General features: G+C 39.8%; 15 protein-coding genes. 8 read left to right on the forward strand and 7 right to left on the reverse strand.

Going from position 1 to position 21,684, the window contains the following annotated elements; all coding sequences use genetic code 11:
• The first annotated feature begins 504 nt into the window (after positions 1–504).
• From H6G79_RS24610 to H6G79_RS24620, 3 genes are all read left to right on the forward strand, one after another.
• Entirely contained in the window at positions 505–3,021 is a 2,517-nt protein-coding gene (locus H6G79_RS24610) for a GTPase (protein ID WP_190594681.1), read from the forward strand.
• Positions 3,022–3,036: 15 nt separating this feature from the next.
• A complete protein-coding gene (locus H6G79_RS24615; protein ID WP_190594680.1) occupies positions 3,037–4,797 on the forward strand; it encodes a GTPase in 1,761 nt (586 codons plus the stop codon).
• A gap of 90 nt (positions 4,798–4,887) precedes the next feature.
• Positions 4,888–5,481, forward strand: a complete 594-nt coding sequence (locus tag H6G79_RS24620; protein WP_190594693.1) for a Uma2 family endonuclease — start codon at positions 4,888–4,890, stop codon at positions 5,479–5,481.
• Between the two features lie 128 nt (positions 5,482–5,609).
• On the opposite strand, the gene H6G79_RS24625 is transcribed toward H6G79_RS24620, so the two are convergent.
• Positions 5,610–7,373, reverse strand: coding sequence for an iron uptake porin (locus H6G79_RS24625; protein ID WP_190594679.1), 1,764 nt, complete (start codon positions 7,371–7,373; stop codon positions 5,610–5,612).
• A gap of 455 nt (positions 7,374–7,828) precedes the next feature.
• On the opposite strand from H6G79_RS24625, the gene H6G79_RS24630 reads away from it, so the two are divergent.
• The gene (locus tag H6G79_RS24630) at positions 7,829–9,121 is read left to right on the forward strand and encodes an APC family permease (protein ID WP_190594678.1); all 1,293 of its coding nucleotides are present in this window, start codon (positions 7,829–7,831) and stop codon (positions 9,119–9,121) included.
• Between the two features lie 189 nt (positions 9,122–9,310).
• Here H6G79_RS24630 and H6G79_RS24635 read toward each other — a convergent pair whose 3' ends face one another.
• Complete coding sequence (locus tag H6G79_RS24635) at positions 9,311–9,928, reverse strand: Uma2 family endonuclease (RefSeq protein ID WP_190594677.1); 618 nt, start codon at positions 9,926–9,928, stop codon at positions 9,311–9,313.
• A gap of 360 nt (positions 9,929–10,288) precedes the next feature.
• Here H6G79_RS24635 and H6G79_RS24640 point away from each other — a divergent pair, with 360 nt between their 5' ends.
• Positions 10,289–10,957, forward strand: coding sequence for an N-acetylmuramidase family protein (locus H6G79_RS24640; protein ID WP_190594676.1), 669 nt, complete (start codon positions 10,289–10,291; stop codon positions 10,955–10,957).
• Between the two features lie 214 nt (positions 10,958–11,171).
• Here H6G79_RS24640 and H6G79_RS24645 read toward each other — a convergent pair whose 3' ends face one another.
• A complete protein-coding gene (locus H6G79_RS24645) occupies positions 11,172–11,921 on the reverse strand; it encodes an SDR family oxidoreductase (protein ID WP_190594675.1) in 750 nt (249 codons plus the stop codon).
• Between the two features lie 154 nt (positions 11,922–12,075).
• On the opposite strand from H6G79_RS24645, the gene H6G79_RS24650 reads away from it, so the two are divergent.
• Together H6G79_RS24650 and H6G79_RS24655 are read left to right on the forward strand one after the other, a co-directional pair.
• The gene (locus tag H6G79_RS24650; protein ID WP_190594674.1) at positions 12,076–13,275 is read left to right on the forward strand and encodes an RNA-guided endonuclease TnpB family protein; all 1,200 of its coding nucleotides are present in this window, start codon (positions 12,076–12,078) and stop codon (positions 13,273–13,275) included.
• 82 nt (positions 13,276–13,357) lie between these two features.
• Positions 13,358–14,329 carry a GTP-binding protein gene (locus H6G79_RS24655; protein WP_190594673.1) on the forward strand — a complete coding sequence of 324 codons (972 nt, stop codon included), beginning with the start codon at positions 13,358–13,360 and terminating at the stop codon, positions 14,327–14,329.
• 152 nt (positions 14,330–14,481) lie between these two features.
• Here the strand turns inward: H6G79_RS24655 and H6G79_RS24660 are convergent, their stop codons facing one another.
• The 3 genes from H6G79_RS24660 to H6G79_RS24670 form a co-directional block, all read right to left on the reverse strand.
• Entirely contained in the window at positions 14,482–15,282 is an 801-nt protein-coding gene (locus tag H6G79_RS24660) for a DUF928 domain-containing protein (protein ID WP_190594672.1), read from the reverse strand.
• Positions 15,283–15,360: 78 nt separating this feature from the next.
• Positions 15,361–17,682 carry a CHASE2 domain-containing protein gene (locus H6G79_RS24665; protein ID WP_191049373.1) on the reverse strand — a complete coding sequence of 774 codons (2,322 nt, stop codon included), beginning with the start codon at positions 17,680–17,682 and terminating at the stop codon, positions 15,361–15,363.
• An 80-nt stretch (positions 17,683–17,762) separates the two neighbouring features.
• Complete coding sequence (locus H6G79_RS24670) at positions 17,763–18,728, reverse strand: DUF1822 family protein (RefSeq protein ID WP_190593384.1); 966 nt, start codon at positions 18,726–18,728, stop codon at positions 17,763–17,765.
• Positions 18,729–18,882: 154 nt separating this feature from the next.
• Here H6G79_RS24670 and H6G79_RS36940 point away from each other — a divergent pair, with 154 nt between their 5' ends.
• Positions 18,883–20,196, forward strand: coding sequence for a glycosyltransferase family 4 protein (locus tag H6G79_RS36940; protein ID WP_242048537.1), 1,314 nt, complete (start codon positions 18,883–18,885; stop codon positions 20,194–20,196).
• A 38-nt stretch (positions 20,197–20,234) separates the two neighbouring features.
• Here H6G79_RS36940 and H6G79_RS24685 read toward each other — a convergent pair whose 3' ends face one another.
• Positions 20,235–21,473: a glycosyltransferase family 4 protein gene (locus tag H6G79_RS24685; RefSeq protein WP_190593385.1), complete on the reverse strand. Its 1,239-nt coding sequence runs from the start codon at positions 21,471–21,473 to the stop codon at positions 20,235–20,237.
• Positions 21,474–21,684 lie beyond the last annotated feature (211 nt).

Genomic DNA, 21,684 nt, shown 5'->3' on the forward strand with positions numbered 1-21,684 from the left:
TGGGTTTGTTATTTTTGTAGAATTGCTACTATCGGATAGCTTTGATTTAGGTATAATTATAAGTTTAAAAAATACATATAGAGTTTTTCACTTCAGTAAAGTATAGACAAGAATCATTAACCACAAATGTAGGTACATTAGCACCTTGCTTTGGCTACGCAGATAAATGTGGATAAATTTATAACTTCAGAGTCATCTGAAACACCAAATTCTGAAAAAAGGTAGCCGCACAAACTACTACTCTTACGAGAATATCTAACGGCAAATCCACAGGATACAAGTAAGGACTCTCATGACGGGAATTTATAAGAATTTGAGAGAGTTCTTACATAAGTCATAATTTTTGATTTTGTATCCTAAATTTAAGACTTTGTATTTTTATGAAGTTCAAGATATGTAATTTTCTCGGAATATATATACAAGACGTAATTATAATTAAGTATATTTTCTGACACCTTTTTACTGGTTATTGCTTAGTCTAAATTTATAATTCGCGGTAAAAACATGTCTGAGCAAATAGCCGTAGTTGTAGAGCAATTAAACTTTGCATTTTTACTAATTACACACATGGTGTGTGCTGATCAACAAATCCACAGTGAAGAAGCACAAGCTCTGCAAGAACTTGCTAAAAGAAGCAAGATTGGAGAGCGCACTATTGAGGAGATGGAAAAGATTCTAGCTCAAGACGAAGACTATTTATCGGTAGATGATGTAGCTCGCCAAATACCGCTAAGTGGGCAAAGTGAAGCAATGCGACAAGTACTTGCAGTAGCTTATATAGATGGTTTCTTTTCCGCCATAGAGCGAGCAATGGTAGATGAAATAGCAGAGATTTGGAATTGGTCAAATGGAGAAATAGAAACACTAATTGAGCAAGCACAAGGTTTTAGCAAAATTAATAAATCTTCTGAGGAAAAGGAAGTTACGAAATTATCTTTTGGAGCGCGTCTTTTAAAAGGGGCAGATTCTATCTTGTCACGCGCTCTGGTAGATTCTGTAGCCAAGATTGCACCGGAAAATATTGGACGGCAAATTCAGCAATCACGCCAAGAAATTTTATTATCAGGTGAAGAATACAAGGGATCAGTTGAGGAATGTGCAGCGATTGCTAGTGAAGATTACAAATATGCAGAACTAGCTCTGAAGGGGACTGGATCAACACTGCATAATTTGGGAAAAGGTATCCAAGAACAGCTTACAGCTATTCAGCACCAAGCAAATGGTAAAGGACAAGCGAAAACCGCCGCAGAGGTAGCAAAGCAGCTTGAAGCTACTAGAAAAGCTCTAACTGTAGAGATCATCAAAGAAATGGAAAGTGTACGTCAGTCACTTTCGGCCAAGGAACGCGCTCTAAATCATTTCAGTATTGCGTTTATGGGTAAAACTAAAGCGGGAAAAAGCACTCTCCACGCTATTATTACTGGGGGTGGATGGGAAGCTATTGGTGTAGGTAAACAACGCACTACGCGCTTTAATCGAGTTTATGAGTGGAGAAATATTCGGATTATTGATACGCCTGGAATTGGTGCGCCTGGTGGTAAAACAGATGAAGAAATTGCTGAAAGTGTGATTGAAGAATCTGATGTGATTTGTTATGTGGTTACAAATGACAGTATTCAAGAAACAGAATTTAAGTTTTTACAACTGTTGAAAGAAAAAGCAAAACCACTGATTATTTTGTTGAATGTCAAAAATAACTTGCGTGATTCTCGGCGTTTGGAACATTTCTTAGCAAATCCAGAAAAACTATTTGCTGTAGATGGTCAAAGTAATCTGGGTGGTCATATTGAACGTATTCGCCGCTATGCTAAACAAAATTATGCTAATGACTACTTTGAAATTATTCCGGTCATGCTTCTCGCGGCGCAAATGTCCCGCGAACCAGAACATGAAGAGATTAAAGACCAGCTATTTCAAGCAAGTCAAATGCAAAAATTTTTAGACTCTATTCGCCTATCTTTAGTTGATTATGGAAAAATTCGGCGATCGCAAACTTTATTAGGTTCTACCGTCAGTGCGATTGATGATCCTAACCAATGGATAAAAAAACAGCTTCTAGTATATGAAAAATTAGGAGAAACTCTCAAAGAGAAACAAAAACATATTTGTAAAGACATACATAAATTTACCAAATCTCACCAACAGAGTTTACTTCAGGAAATAGAATCTATTTTTCAAGATGCTTCTAACCCTGTAGCAAGTTTTTCTGAAGAGCATTGGGATTCGACTGAATCTCGACTAAATCAAGGCTGGGAACGTAACCTGAAAAATATCCGATTTGATGAAAGATTAACTAATGTCTTTCATGAAAGTATCGAAAACTTCAATAAAGATATTCAAGAACTTTTAGAGGAAATAGGTAATGAAATTAAATTTATGTCTCAATTAGGTGGTGGTTACTTTAGATTTACACAGCAGGATTCAAATAACTTTCATGACTTCTTCCGATATAGTGGGCTAATATTGACGATAGCAGGAGCTATATTAATACCATTTGTTCCACCTGTTGGTATTGCAGTTGGGATAATTGCTGGTGTTTTTAGTACTCTTACAGGATTTTTTAAAAGTAAATCTGAAAAGCGGCGGGAAGCAGTACAAAAAATTTCTAAATCTTTACTGGAGCAGATTAATATCAACAAGCAAAATACGCAACAAAAAGCCAAGAATGACTTGATTCAATATACAGCTAATGTATCAACCAGTCTAGATAATTACTTCAATAATTTAATCCAAGGTATTGAGACAATTGTTAGGGAATTAAAAATAGCTCAACATAAGTTAGATGATAATTATAATTATCTTAATCGTGCTTATGCAAAACGCATCATTGATTGGGTTATTAATAAATATGAAACACTCACTGATGAAGGAATTATTAACACCATAGCGAAAGTAGATCGTGATTTTGGTAAAAGTATGAAAATTTATACTAAAGCAAAATTAACTTTACGCAAATCATCAAAAGATATCAACCGGATTATTCAGGAAGATATTTCCATTCAATCTAGCGAACAAATCTAAAATTAGGACAGAAAAATGAGTCAGAATAAGCAAATATTTAATGCTGCTGCTGTCAATGATAAATTTAAAAAGACCTTAGTTAAATTTGATGAAATTTTAGCTGAAGGTACACATACTGAAATCTTAGCTATTCGTAAGAAACTGCGTGATGAGTTAAAAGCTTATAATCAAGAAGGAATTCTGTCCTTAGCTTTTGTTGGTCAATATAATGCGGGTAAATCTACGACAATCTCTGCTCTGACTGGAAGACGTGATATTCGCATTGATTCTGATATTGCTACAGATAAAACTGCTAGTTATGACTATAAAGGTATCAAAATTATAGATACACCCGGACTGTTTACAGACCGTCAAGACCATGATGAGATTACCTATGATGCTATCAATAAAGCTGATTTGTTGGTATTTTGCTTGACATATATGCTCTTTGATTCTGTCACAGTAGCTAATTTTAAAAAATTAGCATACGAAAAAGGCTATCGTTGGAAAATGATGCTTGTTGTCAATAAAATGTCAGATGAAGCAGGAGAAGAAGCACAAAAGATTGCTAACTATCGTCATAGTCTAGAAGAAGCGATTAAACCTCATAGACTTGATGAATTTCCTGTATGTTTTATTGATGCTAAAGACTATTGTGATGGTGTAGATCAAAATGATGAATTTTTAATTGATATCAGTCGCTTCCAAACTTTTCTGAATGAACTGAATAAATTTGTTAAAAGCCGTTCAGTATTAGCTCGTTTTGATACGCCTATCCGAATAGTACTCAGTTGTGTTGATGAAGCCCAGTTAAGTTTTACACGCAATTCCAACCAGGATTCTGCTTTTTTAGAAGTCTTAACACGCTTATCTCGTACAGTACGTAAAGAACGCGATCGCCTGCGTATTCAAGTAAAAAATATATCTCTGCAAATGTTGGCAGCAATAGCCAAAGAAGGTACATCTTTAGCTTCTGCTGTGGGTAGCGATCAAGACTTTAAAATTTTGAACAAACAAACTGAAATTAATGTTCAAAATCAATATGAAAAAGCCGAAACAAAACTACAAGATGCTATCAATACAGCAGTTGAAGATATCCGACAAGAAGTTGAAGAAGTTCTCAAAGGTAATTTAGTACAAACTTTCATAACTTGCTTGGATAAAAATCAAAACATCTCTACTAATAATGCAAATGATGCTATAGATGTAGACCGAATCAAAGGACAAATTAACTGGCTGAAAGATATTGGTGAGAAAGCAGGAGTTGAATTAAGCAATTTTGCCAAACGAGAGGTTTTATCTACAGCTAGTAGTAGCAGTGTTTTTCTACGTTCTATGGATGTAGCAGGTAGCGGTTTACATCAGACTGTTTTAGCAGTAGGAAAATTTGTAGGCTTTGATTTTAAACCTTGGCAAGCAGTTGGTATCGCTAAAAATATCGGTAACGCTGCCATGTTTCTTGGCCCAGCAGTGGCACTAATTTCATTAGCGACAGATGCTTACACAGCACAACAGGAACAACAACGAGAAAAACAAATGGCAGATGTTCGTAATGATATTATTAGTCAGTTTCAAGTGATTGCTAAAGATTTGGAAAACCAAATTGAATTACAATTACGTGAATTTGAACAACAAGTCTACGATGAAATAGAACATAAAATTGCTACAGCCCGTCAGCAAGAAGAAAATGCGATCGCAGCATCAAATACTTGGGTGAAAAAGGTTTTGGAAATCCGCCAAGATTTTGAATCAATTCTCCGCTACATAAATAAAGCAACAGAAAGTACAGTGGTTTAACGAAAATCTCATCGCAGGCGATCGCTCTAAACGACTCCTTGGGAATCAGCGATCGCAGATAATAAAATTAATCTGATGGACACAATATCGATGGAACCTCTCACCCTCAACATACCACCAGCAGTAGGTTTGACAGACGAGCAGTTTTATCAAATATGTCTAGCCAATGATGAATGGCGTATCGAACTCACTGCCGAAGGAGAATTAATTATTATGCCACCAACTGGCGGCGAAAGCGGTATTAGAAATTCAGACATTAACACAGAAATGAGTTTATGGAATCGTCAAACCAAGCTGGGAAAAGTGTTTGACTCTTCTACAGAGTTTCGCTTACCCAATGGTGCGTATCGTTCACCGGATGCTTCCTGGGTGAAGCAAGAACGCTGGGATGCACTGACACTTGAACAAAAACGCCGCTTTCCGCCCATTTGCCCTGACTTTGTGATTGAACTGCGTTCTCAAACTGATTCTCTCAAAAAATTGCGGGATAAGATGCTGGAGTATCGAGATAATGGTGCGCGTTTGGGTTGGTTAATTGATCCGTTCACACCTTTAGTAGAAATTTATCGCCCTGGTATTGCAGTGGAAGTGATTAATTTTGCTGTTGAACAACCACCTACATTGTCTGGTGAAGATGTATTGCCAGGATTTATCTTATCTTTAACTACAATACTTAATCCTTGAGATGTGAGAACATATTCGATTCCCCATAACGAGGAGAAATTTAATTTGACAGGTTGCAGGTGTTCAGATCCCCGACTTTTTGAAAAAGTCGGGGATCTATGAGTTGAGATAGTTGGTGTGGCGGACTACTAAAATCGGAATGTAGTCCGAATGATACCAGTGTAAATTGTATCGTTGTTGCTGTTATGTTCGGGGTTAAAGATTACCAGTAGTCCTGGTGTAATGGAGATATTGTCATTAACTTGGTGGCGATACAATGCTTCTAAACGGTAGGAGGTATCAGAGTCTTCCCGACGGGCGCTAGTCGCAGTTCGCACATTTTCACCAAAGTCATTATCTGTAACTTTTGGCGGTTGACCAAAGATAATCCCACCTAAGTTACCTTTTTTACCCAAGTCTGGGAAAGCGAAAGTCACTGCCCAATTCCAGATATCTGCTTTATCGCCACGATTGACGTTTGGTAAAAATGTAGTTTCGGCGATCGCTTGAGTATACCCCACCCAACCAGACAAGACAAATTTTGAGTTGACACGATAGCTGGTTTGGAAACTGTAGTAATTGGCAGAGGTGGCAATTCCACGGGGACTTGTAGCTGTATTTCCAGGGCCAGCGCCAAAGGGTTGATCTGCAAAAGCACCACCATACAACCCAGAAACTGCGACATCATTATTAGCACCACTAAAGTAAGCGTGAGCGTAGGTAAATCCTAATGCTAGGTCTTTGTTCGGCTGAAATGCTAATTGGGCTAATGCGCCATAACTACCATCAAATAAACCTCTTCCCTCTGTTGGGTCATTGGCTCTTCTGGCAAGATAACCACCAGAGAAAGTAATCTGGTCGCTGAGTTTGTAGTTAACACTCACGCCTGTACCAAAATTAACCCCAGAACCACTGTTACTGGCGCGGTAAATCGGAGAAAAACGACTGGCGCGAGAAATAGAACCCAAGGGAATTGATGCTAGTAAGGGGTTAAAGTTGTTGAAGTTGTCGTAAAATTCCCCACCAATGGCATCAACAATGACGTTGAGTTTGTTACCAACGGGAAAGCGATAATATAATTTCCCAATCAAAAATTCATTATTTGTATCCCCATCCCAAGAAAGGCGGGTCATGTTTGTACCCGTAATGGCATTGTTAAACAGTACGGTGTTATTCGCTTCTAAACGGGTTAATAGTTGGTCTTTACCTGTGAAGCTGGTGACTAAGTTAAGGCGGATGCGATCGCTAAATATTGTATTATTTTGCAATCGCCGACCTCCAGAGGCTGCATATTCAGCTTCTCTAGTACTTGCTCCGCCTTCAATTCTCCGCCAACGGTCAGAGTCTATGGCTCTATCTTCACCAAACACACCCCCCACACTAAAAATTACTTCTCCGTTGAATTTAGTGGTGGTGGAAAATTGCTGACTTTCTAAAATAGCTGTGCGATTTTCTAAGGCATCAACTCTGCCTCTGACTTCTGCCAGAGTATCAGCAAAATCTGTTTGCAGTTTTTGTAAAGTTGCTAAGTCTTCTTTGGTTACTAAGTCTGCTGTACTACTGGCAATCAATTCATTAACTCGATTCAAACAAGCATTCAAACCTGCGGCAAATTCATAACGAGTCAGGGCGCGATTACCGCGATAGGTGCTATTTGGGTAGCCTGCAATACAACCATAACGCTCAACTAATGATTGCAATGCTTGGAATGCCCAATCTGTAGGTTGCACATCTGTCAGTTGCGAGACCGATGTTACTTGACCTTGAATCTCATTTTCCGAGTCTGCAATACTTGTCTCGGAAATTACATTGCTTGGGATTGTCGGATTGGCAGATACAGTTGTTGCCGCGATCGCATTCAACCCTATAACTATTGATGCTATCCCCAAAGAACGACGCATAATATCAGACATTATTGAAATTGTCCAGTAATATTACTCAGGTTTTTCGTATCAATTACTGTATGTCTAAATACTCAGCTTAAAAGTATTGAGCTATACAAAAAAATATTTTTACTTTTTTCGTATAAAAAAATTAAAAAGTCTAAAAATACTTCTCTATAAGCTTTTCAGCCTATTAAGACAAAGATATTTAGCTAAATACACCAATTCTAATAAAGCATGATTTTGATGTATTTTTTACATCATATATTTTTACAAATGACAAAGCAGCAAAATTCTGCATCTCTGCCATCTTTGTAGAGTGGTATAGCCCTCCTATTTGAGATATGAATAAGAGACTTTAAAGAGACAAGACAAGGGGGAGAAGGTAGATAAAGGAGATAAATGTTTGTAAATCATTTGGGATTGCTATATCCTCAGCAATAAGTCCAACATCTCTAATTTTCTAAATCAGGAGATACATAAAGATGTCCGTTAGCAATTCACCAACCCAACTCAAACGCGAGTTAGGAGTTTTTGGTGCAACCCTGATGGGATTGGGTTCGATTGTCGGAACGGGTGTATTTGTCAGTATTGGAATTGCAGCCGGAATAGCCGGGCCAGCAGTAATTCTGGCGGTTGTAATTGGGGCAATTGTGGCTACTTGTAATGGTTTGAGTAGCGCCCAGTTAGCTGCTAATCATGCAGTTAGTGGTGGTACTTATGAATATGGTTACAAATATCTAACTCCGGCTTTTGGTTTTACCGCAGGTTGGATGTTTTTAGTAGCGAAAACAGCTTCGGCGGCGACGGCTGCTTTGGGTTTTGCTGGTTATTTTCTGAATATTTGCGGGTGGAGTAATAGTTGGCTTGTACCTGTGGCTATGTTGGCGGTAGTAGTGATCACAGGAATTGTATTAACTGGGATTAGACGGTCTAATACTGCTAATACGGTAATTGTTTCGGTGACATTGCTGTCTTTAGGTTTATTTGTGTTGGTTTGTTTACCTCGTGCAGTCACGGTAGGAATGACAAATTTAACACCTTTTTTTACGACTTCTCCTGGGGCAGTACTGCAAGCCAGCGCCTTGATGTTTGTGGCTTATACTGGTTATGGACGTATTGCCACAATGGGAGAAGAAGCGCGATCGCCCAGAGTTACAATACCCAAAGCGATGATTATCTGTTTGCTGCTGACAATGCTGTTATATATAGTTGTCGCTACTGTGGCAATTGGGGCTGTAGGGGCAGATTTTTTAAGTAATACCGTAGGGCAAAGCAAAGCCGCACCTTTAGAAGTAGTGGCCCGGAATGTGGCTGGTTCTGGTGTCGCTTTGGTGTTAGCTATAGGTGCAATGACAGCAATGTTAGGTGTGCTGTTGAACTTGATTTTAGGCTTATCCCGTGTGTTGTTGGCAATGGGTCGCCGTTCCGATGCACCGAGATTTTTAGCCAGACTCAACCGCGAACAAAATTCCCCATATTGGGCGGTAATTTTCGTGGGAATTGCGATCGCACTTTTAGTTTTGTTGGGTAACGTCAAAACTACTTGGTCGTTTAGCGCCTTTAGTGTTTTAATTTACTACGCAATTACTAACTTAGCTTCTCTCAAACTTTTGCCATCTGAAAGACTGTATCCTGTGTGGGTAGGCTGGTTGGGTTTGTTATCTTGTTTATTCCTCGCCTTTTGGGTAGACTCGGCTATCTGGCAAGTCGGCTTAGGGTTAATTGTAGCTGGCTTAATTTGGCACAAAATCCGACGGATGGTGGGTGAGAGGTGACAGGTTACAGGTTATAGGTTACAGGTTATGGGTTAAGGGTGAAAGGTTACAGATATAGCAATCCTAAATGATTTATAAACATCTCTCTCCCTTGTCTACCTTGTCTCCCTTGTCTCCCCTGTCTCCCTTGTCTCCCCTGTCTCCCTTGTCCTTGTTGCGAACCTATCAACTAGGACTGCTATGTGAAATCTACAAACCTGCTTGAAAAATTTGGTTTGGGGTGAGATTCAAGTCAGGGAAAGTGTGGGAGATAATTCGGTCATCATCTCGGAACTTACTAACCTGATATTCTCCCTCAACTAAATTACAAACAGAGATGGTTGGTTGTTTGGGATTCCCAATAAAATTACGTCCACCCAATGCTGCGTAATCTATAATCCAGTATTCGGGGATACCCATCTCTTCGTAATCAGCGTATTTTAAGTAGTAATCATCTCGCCAGTTGGTTGACACAACCTCAATTACCAAAGGTATTGATGCACCTAAACTGACCACAGATTCTTTTTTCCATAATGGTTCATTTGCCAGATTGGGACGATTCAGCACTAAAACATCGGGAAAATAACCAGAATCTTTTTCTAGTGGTCTGACAATAACTTGATTGGGAATAAGATAGGGAAGGGCTAATCTATCAATTGCAGTACTAAGCTTGATCGTCAAAAAGCCCTTGACTTCCTCATGGTCTCCTACTGGTTGTGCCATTTCAACAATACTTCCATTATGTAATTCGTAGCGTACCCCGGAATTTTCACGTAGGCGATCGATAAATTCCGCAAAGGTGACTAAATTGGGGATGGCTTGAGTCATAGATAATCAATGATTACGACTGTGGAAACATTATCTCTAATCTAAACGCTCCCGAATTGGTCGCCCAAAAAATTGAGACATTGAGATATTGCTGGAATATTGCATCAGTACTAAAAAACGTCAACTGTTCGTTATCTCTTGATGAATATTAACAGTTTTCATGAATTTTTAACCTATTTTCTGCATATTTCTGGCAAATTAAGATGAAAGTATTCATAGAAGATACTTTTTATCCAGCATTTCTCCGTTGAGTCAAGTACACCTCGATAGGGGCATAGAGACACTCTGCCTATTTTTGTGTACCTCTTAACAATGAAAACTGCTGTAAGTTGTTGATTTAATCAAATGGATTGAAAAATTATGAAACCAGTAAACACAGGAATCAAATATGCCTTTCCCTTAATTACTTATCCAGATGGTAGAAAATCTATTTGTACTATTCCTTCAGGATATGTTCAAACAGCATTATCTGAATCAGATTATAAAGATTTAAGTAATGAATTTGGGCTAGAAGTCGCTTTAGTGAAAGCTGTGATGGAAGTTGAATCTAATGGTTCTGGATTTTTATTGAAAGAACCATCGCCAGCACGCCCAAAAATTTTGTTTGAAGGGCATTGGTTTTATAAATTAACTCCTAAACCTGTCTCTAAAAGTCGTCCTGATTTGTCTTACCCTAGTTGGGATAAAAGTAAATATAAAGGTGGTTCTAGTGAATGGGACAGATTATTAGATGCAATGGCATTTGATGAAATTCAGGCTTTAAAAAGCGCATCTTTTGGATTGGGGCAAGTGATGGGGTTTAATTATCCTGTTGCGGGTTGTGCTTCGATTCAGCAATTTATTGAAGAAAACTTTGCTGGAGAGTACTGGCAAGCCAGACACATGATGAATTTTATTGTGAATAATAATTTGTTAGATGAGCTAAAGCGAAAAGATTGGGATGGTTTTGCTAGGGGCTACAATGGCCCTGGCTATAAAAAGAATAACTATCATACCAAGTTGGAAGCAGCTTACAAAAAAGCCCTATAGAATTTTTCTCTTCTTACAGGAATGAAGCACAAAGATGTGTGCATTCACTTTCAACATATAGCCCCTGCGCTAAGGCGCACGCTACGCGAACAGACTGAAGTCTGGGGCTATACAAACGAAGCCTGCGAAGGCAGGCTAATTATATTTTTAAAGTTTGTAGTTGGGCTTTAGCCCTTTATTTAAGTGATAAATCGCAACTACGAACCCTTCATTACTACCAAGGTACAGGCTCACCCAGATGGAAAAAGCCGCCACTTGGCCCATCATCAGGTAGGGTAGCTAACTGCACGCCTGTTTTTGCACCTTCGCCAATGTCCATCATTGCGCCTTCTCCACCCAATTCTGTTTTTACCCAGCCGGGATGGGCGCTGTTGACTTTGACTGGTGTATTGCGTAGTTCATGGGCTAAGTGAACGGTAAAGGAATTAACGGCTGCTTTGGAAGCATTGTAGGCAAAGGGTTTAGCATCATAGATAAACGAGTTTGGATCAGCGTGGAGGGTGAGTGAACCTTCAATGCTGGCCATATTGACAATCCGTCCGCTTTTACTCTTCAAAATCAATGGCAGTAATGCTTGAGTCACTTCTACTAAGGCAAAAAAGTTAGTCTCAAAAGTCTTGCGAATGATATCTAGAGAAACAGAACTGGCGTTACTAATGCCCCAATCTCCATCCAGCATCACTCCTGCATTGTTAATCAGAACGTCAAGCTGGCCAAATCTGTCGGCGATTTCTTGAACGGCTGTGTGAATTTGAGTACTACTATTAATATCGAGGGCGATCGCTTCAGCTTTGAATCCTTCATCTTTCAGTGTCGTTGCTGCTGCTTGCGCGGCTTGGAGATTGCGTCCTGCTATCAGAACTGTTAATCCTTGCTGGGCGAGTTGGCGGCTCATTTCAAATCCTAGGCCTTTGTTTGCGCCAGTAATTAGTGCAATCTTGCCATTTGATGCGCTACTCGTCATTGGCTCCTCCTTTGGGATAGATGCTTAAAGCAGTCAGAGCGAATCTACCATAAGATTTCCATGACTAAACCTAGAAGATTGGCTAGTTTTTGCAGAGATTACTAGCAATTCTTATGCTACACTTTTTATAGCAAATTTTGTTTACTCTAATGATATGTTAAGAGTCGTTAAAGTCAGGTTATATCCAGATGTCCAGCAGCAGCAGTCACTAGCGCAAGCTTTTGGCTGTTGTCGCTGGCTTTGGAATTATTGCTTGAATTTGATGAACCAAACATATAAAGAGACAGGTAAGGGGTTATCTGGATACGAAGTTAAAAAGATAATTCCCCAGTTAAAGAAAGAGTACGAATGGCTAACATCGACCTATTCACAATGCTTGCAGCAAGTCTGTTTAAACCTAGGGGTAGCATTTAATAATTTTTTTGAAAAACGAGCTAAATATCCAAGATTCAAATCAAAGCATGGTAAACAGTCAATTCAATATCCTCAAAACGTCAAGGTTTCTGATAATTGCGTGACCCTCCCAAAAATAGGAGATATATCAGCAATAATTCATAGACCTATTGAGGGTAAAGTTAAGACTGTAACCATATCTAAAAACTGCTCTAATCAATACTTTGCGGCAATTATTTCTGACGATGGTAAAGATAAACCATTATCAAATACAGAAGGTAAAGCGATAGGTATTGATCTGGGACTGACTCACTTTGCAGTTACTAGCGATGGGTCTAAGTTTGATAATCCTAAAATACTGAGCAAGCATGAACAGAATTTAAAACTTAAACAGCAGCAATTATCTAGAAAACAGAAGGGTTCTAATAACCGCATCAAAGCTAGAAAAAAAGTTGCTAGAGTTCACAGAAAAATCACTAACTGCCGTGAGGATTTTCTGCACAAGCTATCGCGTAGGATAGTTAACGAAAATCAAGTTATAGTGCTGGAAAATCTCAATGTTAAAGGCATAATGCAAAACCATAAACTAGCCAAATCTATACATCAAGTTGGATGGGGTATGTTCTGCACAATGCTTAAATATAAAGCGGAGATGTCGGGGAAAATATATCAGGAAGTTGATAGATTTTTTCCTAGTTCAAAAACCTGCCATGTGTGCTTAAACCAAGTCGGTAGTTTACCGCTAGATGTAAGATTCTGGACTTGCGAAAACTGCTATGAGAAGCATGACAGGGATATCAACGCAAGCATTAACCTCAGAGATGAGGGACTACGAATTTTGACCTCTGGAACGGGGGATAAAGCCTGTCGCCCAGATGTAAGTCGTGTCAAGGGAGGACGCAAGAAATCCACTGTCACGCTTTCTGTTGGGCAGGAAGCTTACACTAACCGCTTGCGGTAGTGTAGGTAGTTCACCACAAAAATATAAAACCGCTTATTATGGGTGAGATTATCATGCAAGCGAGAGCAGAGGTTTTGATGATATGGTGGCTGATGTAATAACAGATACAGTTCCCGTAACTGTTTTGACTGGCTATTTGGGCGCAGGCAAAACAACTTTACTCAATCACATTCTCACTTATGAACATGGTAAAAAAGTGGCTGTGATTGTGAATGAGTTTGGGGAAGTGGGCATTGATAATCAATTAGTTATTGATGCCGATGAAGAAATATTTGAGATGAATAATGGCTGTATTTGTTGTACAGTTCGTGGTGATTTAATTCGCATCATCGGTAATTTGATGAAGCGACGTGATAAGTTTGACCATTTAGTAATTGAAACTACTGGTTTGGCTGATCCGGCTCCAGTGATTCAGACATTCTTTGTTGATGAAGACATGCAGGCGAAACTGTCTCTAGATGCAGTGGTGACAGTGGTGGATGCCAAGCATATTTGGCAACATTGGGAAGCTGATGAAGCTCAAGAACAAATTGCGTTTGCGGATGTTATTTTACTTAATAAAACCGATTTAGTTGCAGCAGAAGAGTTAGAAGAATTAGAAAAGCGGATTCGGGGGATGAATGCGATCGCCAAAATCTATCGCACCCGCAACTCAGAATTAGCAATGGATTCCTTATTGGGTGTGCAAGCGTTTGATTTGAATCGCGCCTTAGAAATTGACCCGAATTTTTTAGGCGAAGATGCCCACGAACATGATGAAAGCGTTTATTCTGTGGCGTTAGTAGCAGCAGGCGCACTCGACGGCGAGAAACTACACGCTTGGATGAGTAAATTATTACAAACTCAAGGTACTGATATTTTTCGGATGAAGGGGATTTTAAATATTGCAGGGGAAGACAATCGCTTTGTATTTCAAGGCGTACACATGATATTTGATGGCAGACCCGATAGACCTTGGAAACCCACCGAAACCCGGAAAAACGAGTTGGTTTTCATCGGTCGTAATTTAGATGAAGCCAAACTCAAACAAGATTTTTTGGCTTGTCTAGTGTAGAAAGTGCTGAATGCTGAGTCATGTACACTTCGACTTCGCTCAGTGTACATGACTCAGAACCCTAAACCCTTACACCCCTAAACCCTAAGCCTTTACACCCTTATACCCTTACACCCCTAAACCCTTACACCCCTAAACCCTTACACCCTTATTTAATGCTTATCTGACAAAATTGGTTCTGTGGCGACATCGTTTAAACGGATGCTGGCTAACAAATCTTGCCATTGTGTGTTCAAGGCTGAATCTTGGGGATTTTCTTGTCTGAGGGTGGCTAGTATTGTGATGGCTTCATGCCAAATACCATTTTGAGCATAGATGGCAAATTGTTCTAAAAGTGTGGCTGTTTGCAGTTCCTTGATAGTTGTTTGACTGAGGTTAACTCGTTTCACTACTCCTTCCACAAAAATAGGAGGTGATGGTTCTTTAGTCTCACAAGCAAAAGTCAAAAACCAACGGTATCGTTGATTGACAGCTAATTTGGGAGCATTAGCAGGTAAAGTCACACTAATGATTCCGGGATTTTTTGGCAGTGCTATTGGTTGGTTATACAATTCCTTTGATTGCGGCTGATCTTCTTGCAGGACAAACATAGAGGGAAGATTGTCTTTTTGGGAATACGGCACATAAAACCAAAAGGTTGGGTGTGGTGATGTAGTTAATGACCAAACATTGGTAATTGAAGATGGTTCTTTTGTATACGGTACTAAAGCCGTCAAATCTTGTTTGACTTGGGGACAAGAACCGCGTTTTGCACCTCCTAATACCCGACCTCCTGGTGGTGGATCTGCTGGTGGTTTAGGTGGATTAAAATTTACTGTTTGGGATACAGTTTTCATGTTGTGACTAGCCATTGGTATTGGTGTTGCCATTGGCTTTGGTGTTGCTGCTAGTGCTAGGGTTTGGCTGGCTAAAACACCTACATAGCCTAGAGTTAATCCGAGTGGTAGTTTCATCAGTTGTAAACTCCAGTTGTGTGAGGCTGAGACAGTTGAGTATATCTCTGTAGACTACTGTTTCAAGCGGTTAATTGTTCATTTTTTAAATTTTTGCCAAAACTTTGACGGGCAATTTTGGATGGCAATAGTAGTTGTTGTTCCTACTAGCAACCAAGCTGAAGGCACAAACGGCACCCATACACCCCAGATTAATAAACCAAGACACAGTAAATAAAGTATGCCAGAGGTAAGACCCAAGGCTAATGCCAACAAGGGTAGTCGCCGCCACCGCCAAACTAGCAAGCCACCAACCACAGACCAGCCCCAAATCCAAAGTATTTCCCATCCAAAAGGCCACACTGTCAGCAATGGTCGCTGATTTAAGACGGCACTAATAATTTGGCTAATCATGTGTGCTTGAACAGTAACTCCGGGCATTTGTGCGTCTAATCTGCTGTTGAATGGTGTTGCCCAATAGTCAGGAAAATCACCTTTAGCTGTCACCCCAATCAAAATAATTCGGTCTTTGATGGCGTTAGAGTTCATCGGACTCGATAAAATTTGGGTGAGTGTGACGGTTTCAGCAATTTTCTTGGTAGCGCGATAGTTGAGTAAGGTTTGACCGCTATTGGCATCAATGCCTTGATAGCCGCTACTACGAGATGATAAACGGGGAAAAATGGTATTACCTAACTGTAAATTTCCTTGGGGGGTAAATTTTGGTTGAATTCCCAAGGGTAAAAGATAACGAAATGCCAATTGTGTGCTGAACGCATAGTCAGCAGAACACAGAGATGCTGTTTCTGGGGTAAAAAACATCAAATGGCGACGCACCACTCCATCAGGATCATGAAGAAAGTCGCTGAATCCTTGCCGATTTTTGGGAATTTCTGGTGGTGGTTCAATGCCTTTGGTCATGACAGTTGAATCACTACCTTTACACACACCAATTAAATTATCAGTTTTTTGCAACCTTTGAGCTAGTTCTGGGAGTTCGGCGGGAAAATCACGATAAATATCTAAGCCGATCGCTCGCGGTTGGTATTCTTGTAATTTGATTAGTAAGGCATTGAGTGATTGATCAGATAAAGAAGTTCCCTTCAAAACCTGACCGCTACGGCGTTGGTTGACTAAATCAGCATCGTCAATGGTCACTATTAATAGTCGCGGATCTGACCCTTCATCGGGGCGCGATCGCATCATTTGATCGTAAGCTTGGAGTTCTGCACTTTGGAAAACTCCGAAAAACCGCAGCCCCAAAATTGCTAATGTCATAATGACACTAGAGGCTATGCCTAATTTCCAGTGCAATTTGGGGTATTGAGATTTACTTTTGATTGGGGGTGTGATTTGTCGCCAAGTTAGGGGGATTTGGGCAGGATTTTGACAAATTACTGGTAGCCATGTGGCACAGGGAAATCTATCTTCTAAGCCTTGCAAACGTTCCCTGGCTTGGCGGACTGCTTGATATAAAGATTCGCCCCCGGCAAAACTTGTTAAAAAATATTTCAAAAATTCTTGGGCTACTTGGTCGGGGACAGGTTCGCGCATAATCACCATTTGGGGAATATGCAGATCAGCTAATTCTCGCGCTAGTCCCAAACCATCACAGGAGTTAAAAATTGCTAAATGTAAGCCGCGTTCAATGGCTTGTTTGAGGGCGTATCTTAACTCGTGAATAGTCAAACTATCGGTTTTGTTTAAATAAATTCGTCCGGTGACATCATCTCCCTGACTAGAAGTGTGTCCCGCAAAGAATAAAATATCCCAATTTTGCCGCCAGAGAAAATCGTTTAATTCTTGACGCTGTGGTTCTACTAAAAAGGTGATATCGGCATTTTGACATTGTTGTAAAATGGCTAAATCTGCTTGGGTGTCAATGCCTTGACTGTTGCCAACAATGGCTAAAATTTTAACTTTTTGGTTTTGCGTGCGGAGTTGGGGGATGCTGTCGTAGGTTGGTGAGGCGATCGCTATTTCTGCTTTGGGATAACGTTCTAGTAATTCCCACAGATGCCAAGGTAATCTCTGCAATTGACTGTTATCTGTTTGTAAAATTACCCGCACCTCATCAGTAGGCATGAGTTTTTCTAGCCATTTCTCCCGCAGTGGGCGAAATTCTTCGGAACGCAACCAAGTATTAAAACGTGCCTGTAAAACATGGGCTAAATCTTGACAACTTTGGGTAATAGAAACATTTGTGACTTGAATTTTCTCAGCATCTAAGCGAAAGGTATTACCAATTTGACGATAACTTGATTGCCAACGGGTGTAGTATAGCGGCATTTCTGGGCATGGTGGTAGTCTACCAGTGATTTCTGTGGTTGGGCGATCGCTTTCTTCACCAATCTGAAGCGTCACAGCAAACCCTTGGTTAAAACTAACGTCTCCAAATTTCAAAACCACTAACTTAGCCATGACCAATAAAAAATTTTAAATTTTATCGCAAATTGCAGAGTAACAATTTAAATCTAGACCCTAGCCTCTAGCTTGTTTTTTCAAATCATAAATTGTTCTCTCACACTCATATCATTTAACGAAATTTCGACGCTAAATTGTTCTTGAATGTCTCCCCGAAATTGCAATTGAATGTAATTATCTGCGCTGCGAGCTTGGGCTTCTAAAAATACTGCGCCTGACTCATCTAATACTGTGAGTTTTACACCTTCTGGCAAATAAACTTGATTAGTTGTGGGGTGCAGTTGCAAACGAATACTGGTTTTATTTTCTTCTGGGCTAATTTCGACAATCAACATTAAGGGTTGATGAGCAATTTGAATACCCAAATCAATGAGTTTTGCTCTTTTAGTAGTTTGTGACTGTTGGTTAGCCGATGATTCTTCCGTAGTTACACTACCACGAAAAGCATAATTAGGTCTAGAATCTAACAATTCTCTTAAAGCTTCCACTGTTTGCCAGCCTGCATCCACTTGACCGATAAACCATTGGCTTAAATTTACTAAAGCTTTAGCTGGAGAAGCTTGTAATTGGGCGATGCGGTCAATTAATGCTTCTAGAGGTTGTAGTTGATGCAATGGTAAAAATTCATCATGCACACTCCGCATAAACCCTAATATATGGGCTTCATGGAGTGATTCATCTACTTGCACCACTACATAACCTACTCTGTCCTCCCAAGTTTCAGGCGGAATGAAACAAGTTTGTTCATTTAATTTGACTGGGCGACATTCTAAACGACCAACAGAGGTAATTTCTAGGTCAGCTACGTTACTACATAACTGCATTATTGGGTTCCAACTATCGCCAACGTTGCGGTTGGTGGGAATTTCCATTAATTGCAAATACTCATTCACCACCCAGACGGCTAATGTATTTAATCGTACTTGTTCCGCTTTGGTCGAGTTTGGTTGTTGATGGGCAAATCTTTCAGCCATCTTACAAGCGGCTTGAGTGATAGGCAACGTGATGCCTAAATCATCTACTCTCTGGGTGGTGCGAGTCATAATGTTATACCTAGTGTTCAGGACTGTGTTGTAGTATCTATCGCCCAGGCTCAATAAATTTATGCCACAAAATCAAGAAATAAAAGAAATATCCTGATATTTTTGTGTATTCATAAATTTGTGCTATTGCAAGGCAAAGATATATAAAGTTTGTATGAAGCGGTTGCTGTTAATTACAGAAAGATTTTCCCCGGATGTGGGGGGTTTGGCTAGGAGTGCGACAAGGTTGGTGGGAACGCTTTGTCAGTTGGGTGTAGCAGTTGATGTTGTTACCTGGAGTCGTTATCTACAACCGGGGGAAGTTCTACCACCGGAAAGTATAGATGGCAAATCCCGTGTTTATCGTATTGGGCTATACCGGAATTGGGATATGACTATGCCCCATACTTTAAATGTGCTGGAATGGTTGCATTCTTGTTGGCATTATGATGCAGTGTGGGGGCATTATGTATTTCCAAGCGGTTTTTTAGCAACTTGGTTTGGGGGAATGCAAGGAATACCCAGCACTGTTAGCGCCCGTGGTAATGATATTGATAAAGAAATGTTTCCCCCTGGTGATTTTGCCCGTTTGCAATGGACGTTGCAACAAACTCAAGTCATTACGGCTGTGAGTGCTGATATGTCGCGCAAAATTCAGCTATTGAGTGGAAGGGATGATGTGTTGGTGTTAAAAAATGCCGTAGATACAGAAATTTTTGCGCCTCAGTCGATAATCTGCGGTGTACAAACCAGTCAAATTACCCCCCTTAATCCCCCCTTTCCAAGGGGGGAAATAAGCAATCTTAGTTCCCTCCCCTTGGAAAGGGGAGGGTTAGGGTGGGGTAACAAGAGTGATACGATAAATGGCGTGTATACCGTAGAGTCGGCAGTAGGGAAAATTAATAAGGAATCTTTAGGAATTGCGCCAGAAGAAGTAGTATTAGGGTTTTGTGGAGAATTGCGGGAGAAGAAAGGACAGCAATTTTTATTAAATGCTTTAACCACAGTACGAAATCAGCGTCCAGCTTGTTTATTGATTATCGGTGAAGTAAGGGCTTCTCAGGAATCTGTGCTGCAAGTTTATGCAACTCAATACCCAGAACATGCACAAAGAATTATTATGACGGGACATTTACCTGATATTCAAGCTGTGGCGGCGCATTTACAATTGTGTGATGTGTATCTCCAGCCTTCACTGTGGGAAGGAATGCCAAATGCACTTTTAGAAGCAATGGCTTGTGGTTGTTGCTGTATTGCTAGTGATGCGGGGGGTATCACTGAAGTAATTACACATGGTGAAGATGGTTTTATTTTGCCGCGATCGCAACTGCATAAATTAGGTGAAGCTGTTTTAGAATGTTTGACAATGCCCAGCACCATCAAATCTCAAATTACTCAAGCTGCACGCGATCGCATCCTCAAAGAATATTCTATCCCTCAAGAACAACAGCGACTGCAAATTGTTCTCGACCGTCTTTTAAAAAACTAAGGGTGAAATCAAGTCAAAAGTCAAAATGCAAAATCAAATCAGCAAACTACCCTATCCCCCTTGTCTCCCTTGTCTACCTTGTCTCCCTTCTCCCCTTCCTCAACCCCCAACTCGGTATAAGCTGCAATTAAAGCCTCACCTGCCAGTTGCCAAGTATAATGCTGTTCTATTCGCCCTCTAGCATTAGCAGCGAGATAAGTTGCTAATTCTGGTTCATTTTGTAAGCGCAAGACTGCATCTTTTATAGCTTTGGCGGAACTGGGTTTAACTAACAAAAAATGTACGCCATCTTCTCCAAGTTCTCGCACTACTGGTAAATCACTAGCAATTACAGGTGTACCTGTCGCCATTCCTTCTAAAATCTTCAGTGGACAGCAGCCTTGAATTAAGTTGCGATCGTTTGGTGTTAAAGGTGCCAAAATCACATCAGCATGATGAATATATTGAACTAATTCTTGCTGTGATATTGGTTCTAGTATTTTAACCTGTTCAGCAACTTCTAATTTCACAGCCAGTTGTTTTAAAGTTTTAATTTGGTCATATCTGGCTTGTCCAATTACTGTTAAATCAGCAGGAATCTCGCGGTTGATTAAAGCTAAAGCTTCAATTGCTAAATTTACACCTTGCCACGGTGACAAAGTACCAAAATATATGAGATTGATAGATTGATTGTTTAAATTTTGGTTTTTTCCAGAGTAGGTAAATACATCCAAATCTACCCCATTAGGAATTACTCGAATTTTATTATCTGATATACCTCGACTTTGTAAATATTCTGAGGTAATACTACTGGGTGTGATAATTAAATCTGCTGCTGCTAGACAAATTTGCTCTTGAGTATATAACTTATGTAAAAGCTCTTGATCATCCACAACGTTTGGGTAGCGATATTTTAGCTCTATGGAAGGTAGTCCATTCACTTCAAAAATTAATTTTTGACAATATTTCTGTTTATTTTGTGCAATTACAAAGCCTTCATAAATTGAACGAATATGTATAACTTGAAATTGCTTGTCTTGCAACCATAATTTCAATAAATGACGAAAATTCAAAATTCGCTGAATCAAATTATCGCCGCAAGCAGCTAAAGCTGTGTGTGTAACTTGTGGATAAATCTCTTGACTATCTATACATTCTCTGGTTGGTGAAACTGTTACTAACTGGATGCCATCAAAAGCAGTTCCCAAAGCTTGAGCAAATGCTGTAATATGAATTGCTGCTCCTTTTGGTGCGGGTACAGTATCAAATGAAATATAAGCTATTTTTGATTGCTTCATAAATATATAGATGGCAGGTAGGCATTTTTAGCTAAACTTTCAATTAACCTATAGTAATCCTCAATCATTTGTGAAATTCTCTTTCTTTTCCTCTTTCTCTTTCTTTGTGTCCTACCCTTCGGGAAGCCGCTATCGCGTCTATGCGCCCTTTGCGGTTCGTTAAAAAGAATACTTTTTCACAACTCAAATAGGATTGCTATAGAATATAGTC

It is taken from the genome of Anabaena sp. FACHB-83 (genome assembly GCF_014697485.1).
Taxonomy (GTDB): Bacteria; Cyanobacteriota; Cyanobacteriia; order Cyanobacteriales; family Nostocaceae; genus Nostoc_B.

What these genes read in the sequence shown, in the direction of transcription:
- H6G79_RS24645 (WP_190594675.1), bottom strand. Translation starts at nt 11,921, where the DNA reads ATGACGAGTAGCGCATCAAATGGCAAGATTGCACTAATTACTGGCGCA.
- H6G79_RS24685 (WP_190593385.1), bottom strand. Translation starts at nt 21,473, where the DNA reads ATGAAGCAATCAAAAATAGCTTATATTTCATTTGATACTGTACCCGCA.
- H6G79_RS36940 (WP_242048537.1), top strand. Translation starts at nt 18,883, where the DNA reads ATGAAGCGGTTGCTGTTAATTACAGAAAGATTTTCCCCGGATGTGGGG.
- H6G79_RS24635 (WP_190594677.1), bottom strand. Translation starts at nt 9,928, where the DNA reads ATGACTCAAGCCATCCCCAATTTAGTCACCTTTGCGGAATTTATCGAT.
- H6G79_RS24610 (WP_190594681.1), top strand. Translation starts at nt 505, where the DNA reads ATGTCTGAGCAAATAGCCGTAGTTGTAGAGCAATTAAACTTTGCATTT.
- H6G79_RS24625 (WP_190594679.1), bottom strand. Translation starts at nt 7,373, where the DNA reads ATGTCTGATATTATGCGTCGTTCTTTGGGGATAGCATCAATAGTTATA.
- H6G79_RS24670 (WP_190593384.1), bottom strand. Translation starts at nt 18,728, where the DNA reads ATGACTCGCACCACCCAGAGAGTAGATGATTTAGGCATCACGTTGCCT.
- H6G79_RS24655 (WP_190594673.1), top strand. Translation starts at nt 13,358, where the DNA reads ATGGTGGCTGATGTAATAACAGATACAGTTCCCGTAACTGTTTTGACT.
- H6G79_RS24630 (WP_190594678.1), top strand. Translation starts at nt 7,829, where the DNA reads ATGTCCGTTAGCAATTCACCAACCCAACTCAAACGCGAGTTAGGAGTT.
- H6G79_RS24620 (WP_190594693.1), top strand. Translation starts at nt 4,888, where the DNA reads ATGGAACCTCTCACCCTCAACATACCACCAGCAGTAGGTTTGACAGAC.
- H6G79_RS24640 (WP_190594676.1), top strand. Translation starts at nt 10,289, where the DNA reads ATGAAACCAGTAAACACAGGAATCAAATATGCCTTTCCCTTAATTACT.
- H6G79_RS24660 (WP_190594672.1), bottom strand. Translation starts at nt 15,282, where the DNA reads ATGAAACTACCACTCGGATTAACTCTAGGCTATGTAGGTGTTTTAGCC.
- H6G79_RS24650 (WP_190594674.1), top strand. Translation starts at nt 12,076, where the DNA reads ATGTTAAGAGTCGTTAAAGTCAGGTTATATCCAGATGTCCAGCAGCAG.
- H6G79_RS24665 (WP_191049373.1), bottom strand. Translation starts at nt 17,682, where the DNA reads ATGGCTAAGTTAGTGGTTTTGAAATTTGGAGACGTTAGTTTTAACCAA.
- H6G79_RS24615 (WP_190594680.1), top strand. Translation starts at nt 3,037, where the DNA reads ATGAGTCAGAATAAGCAAATATTTAATGCTGCTGCTGTCAATGATAAA.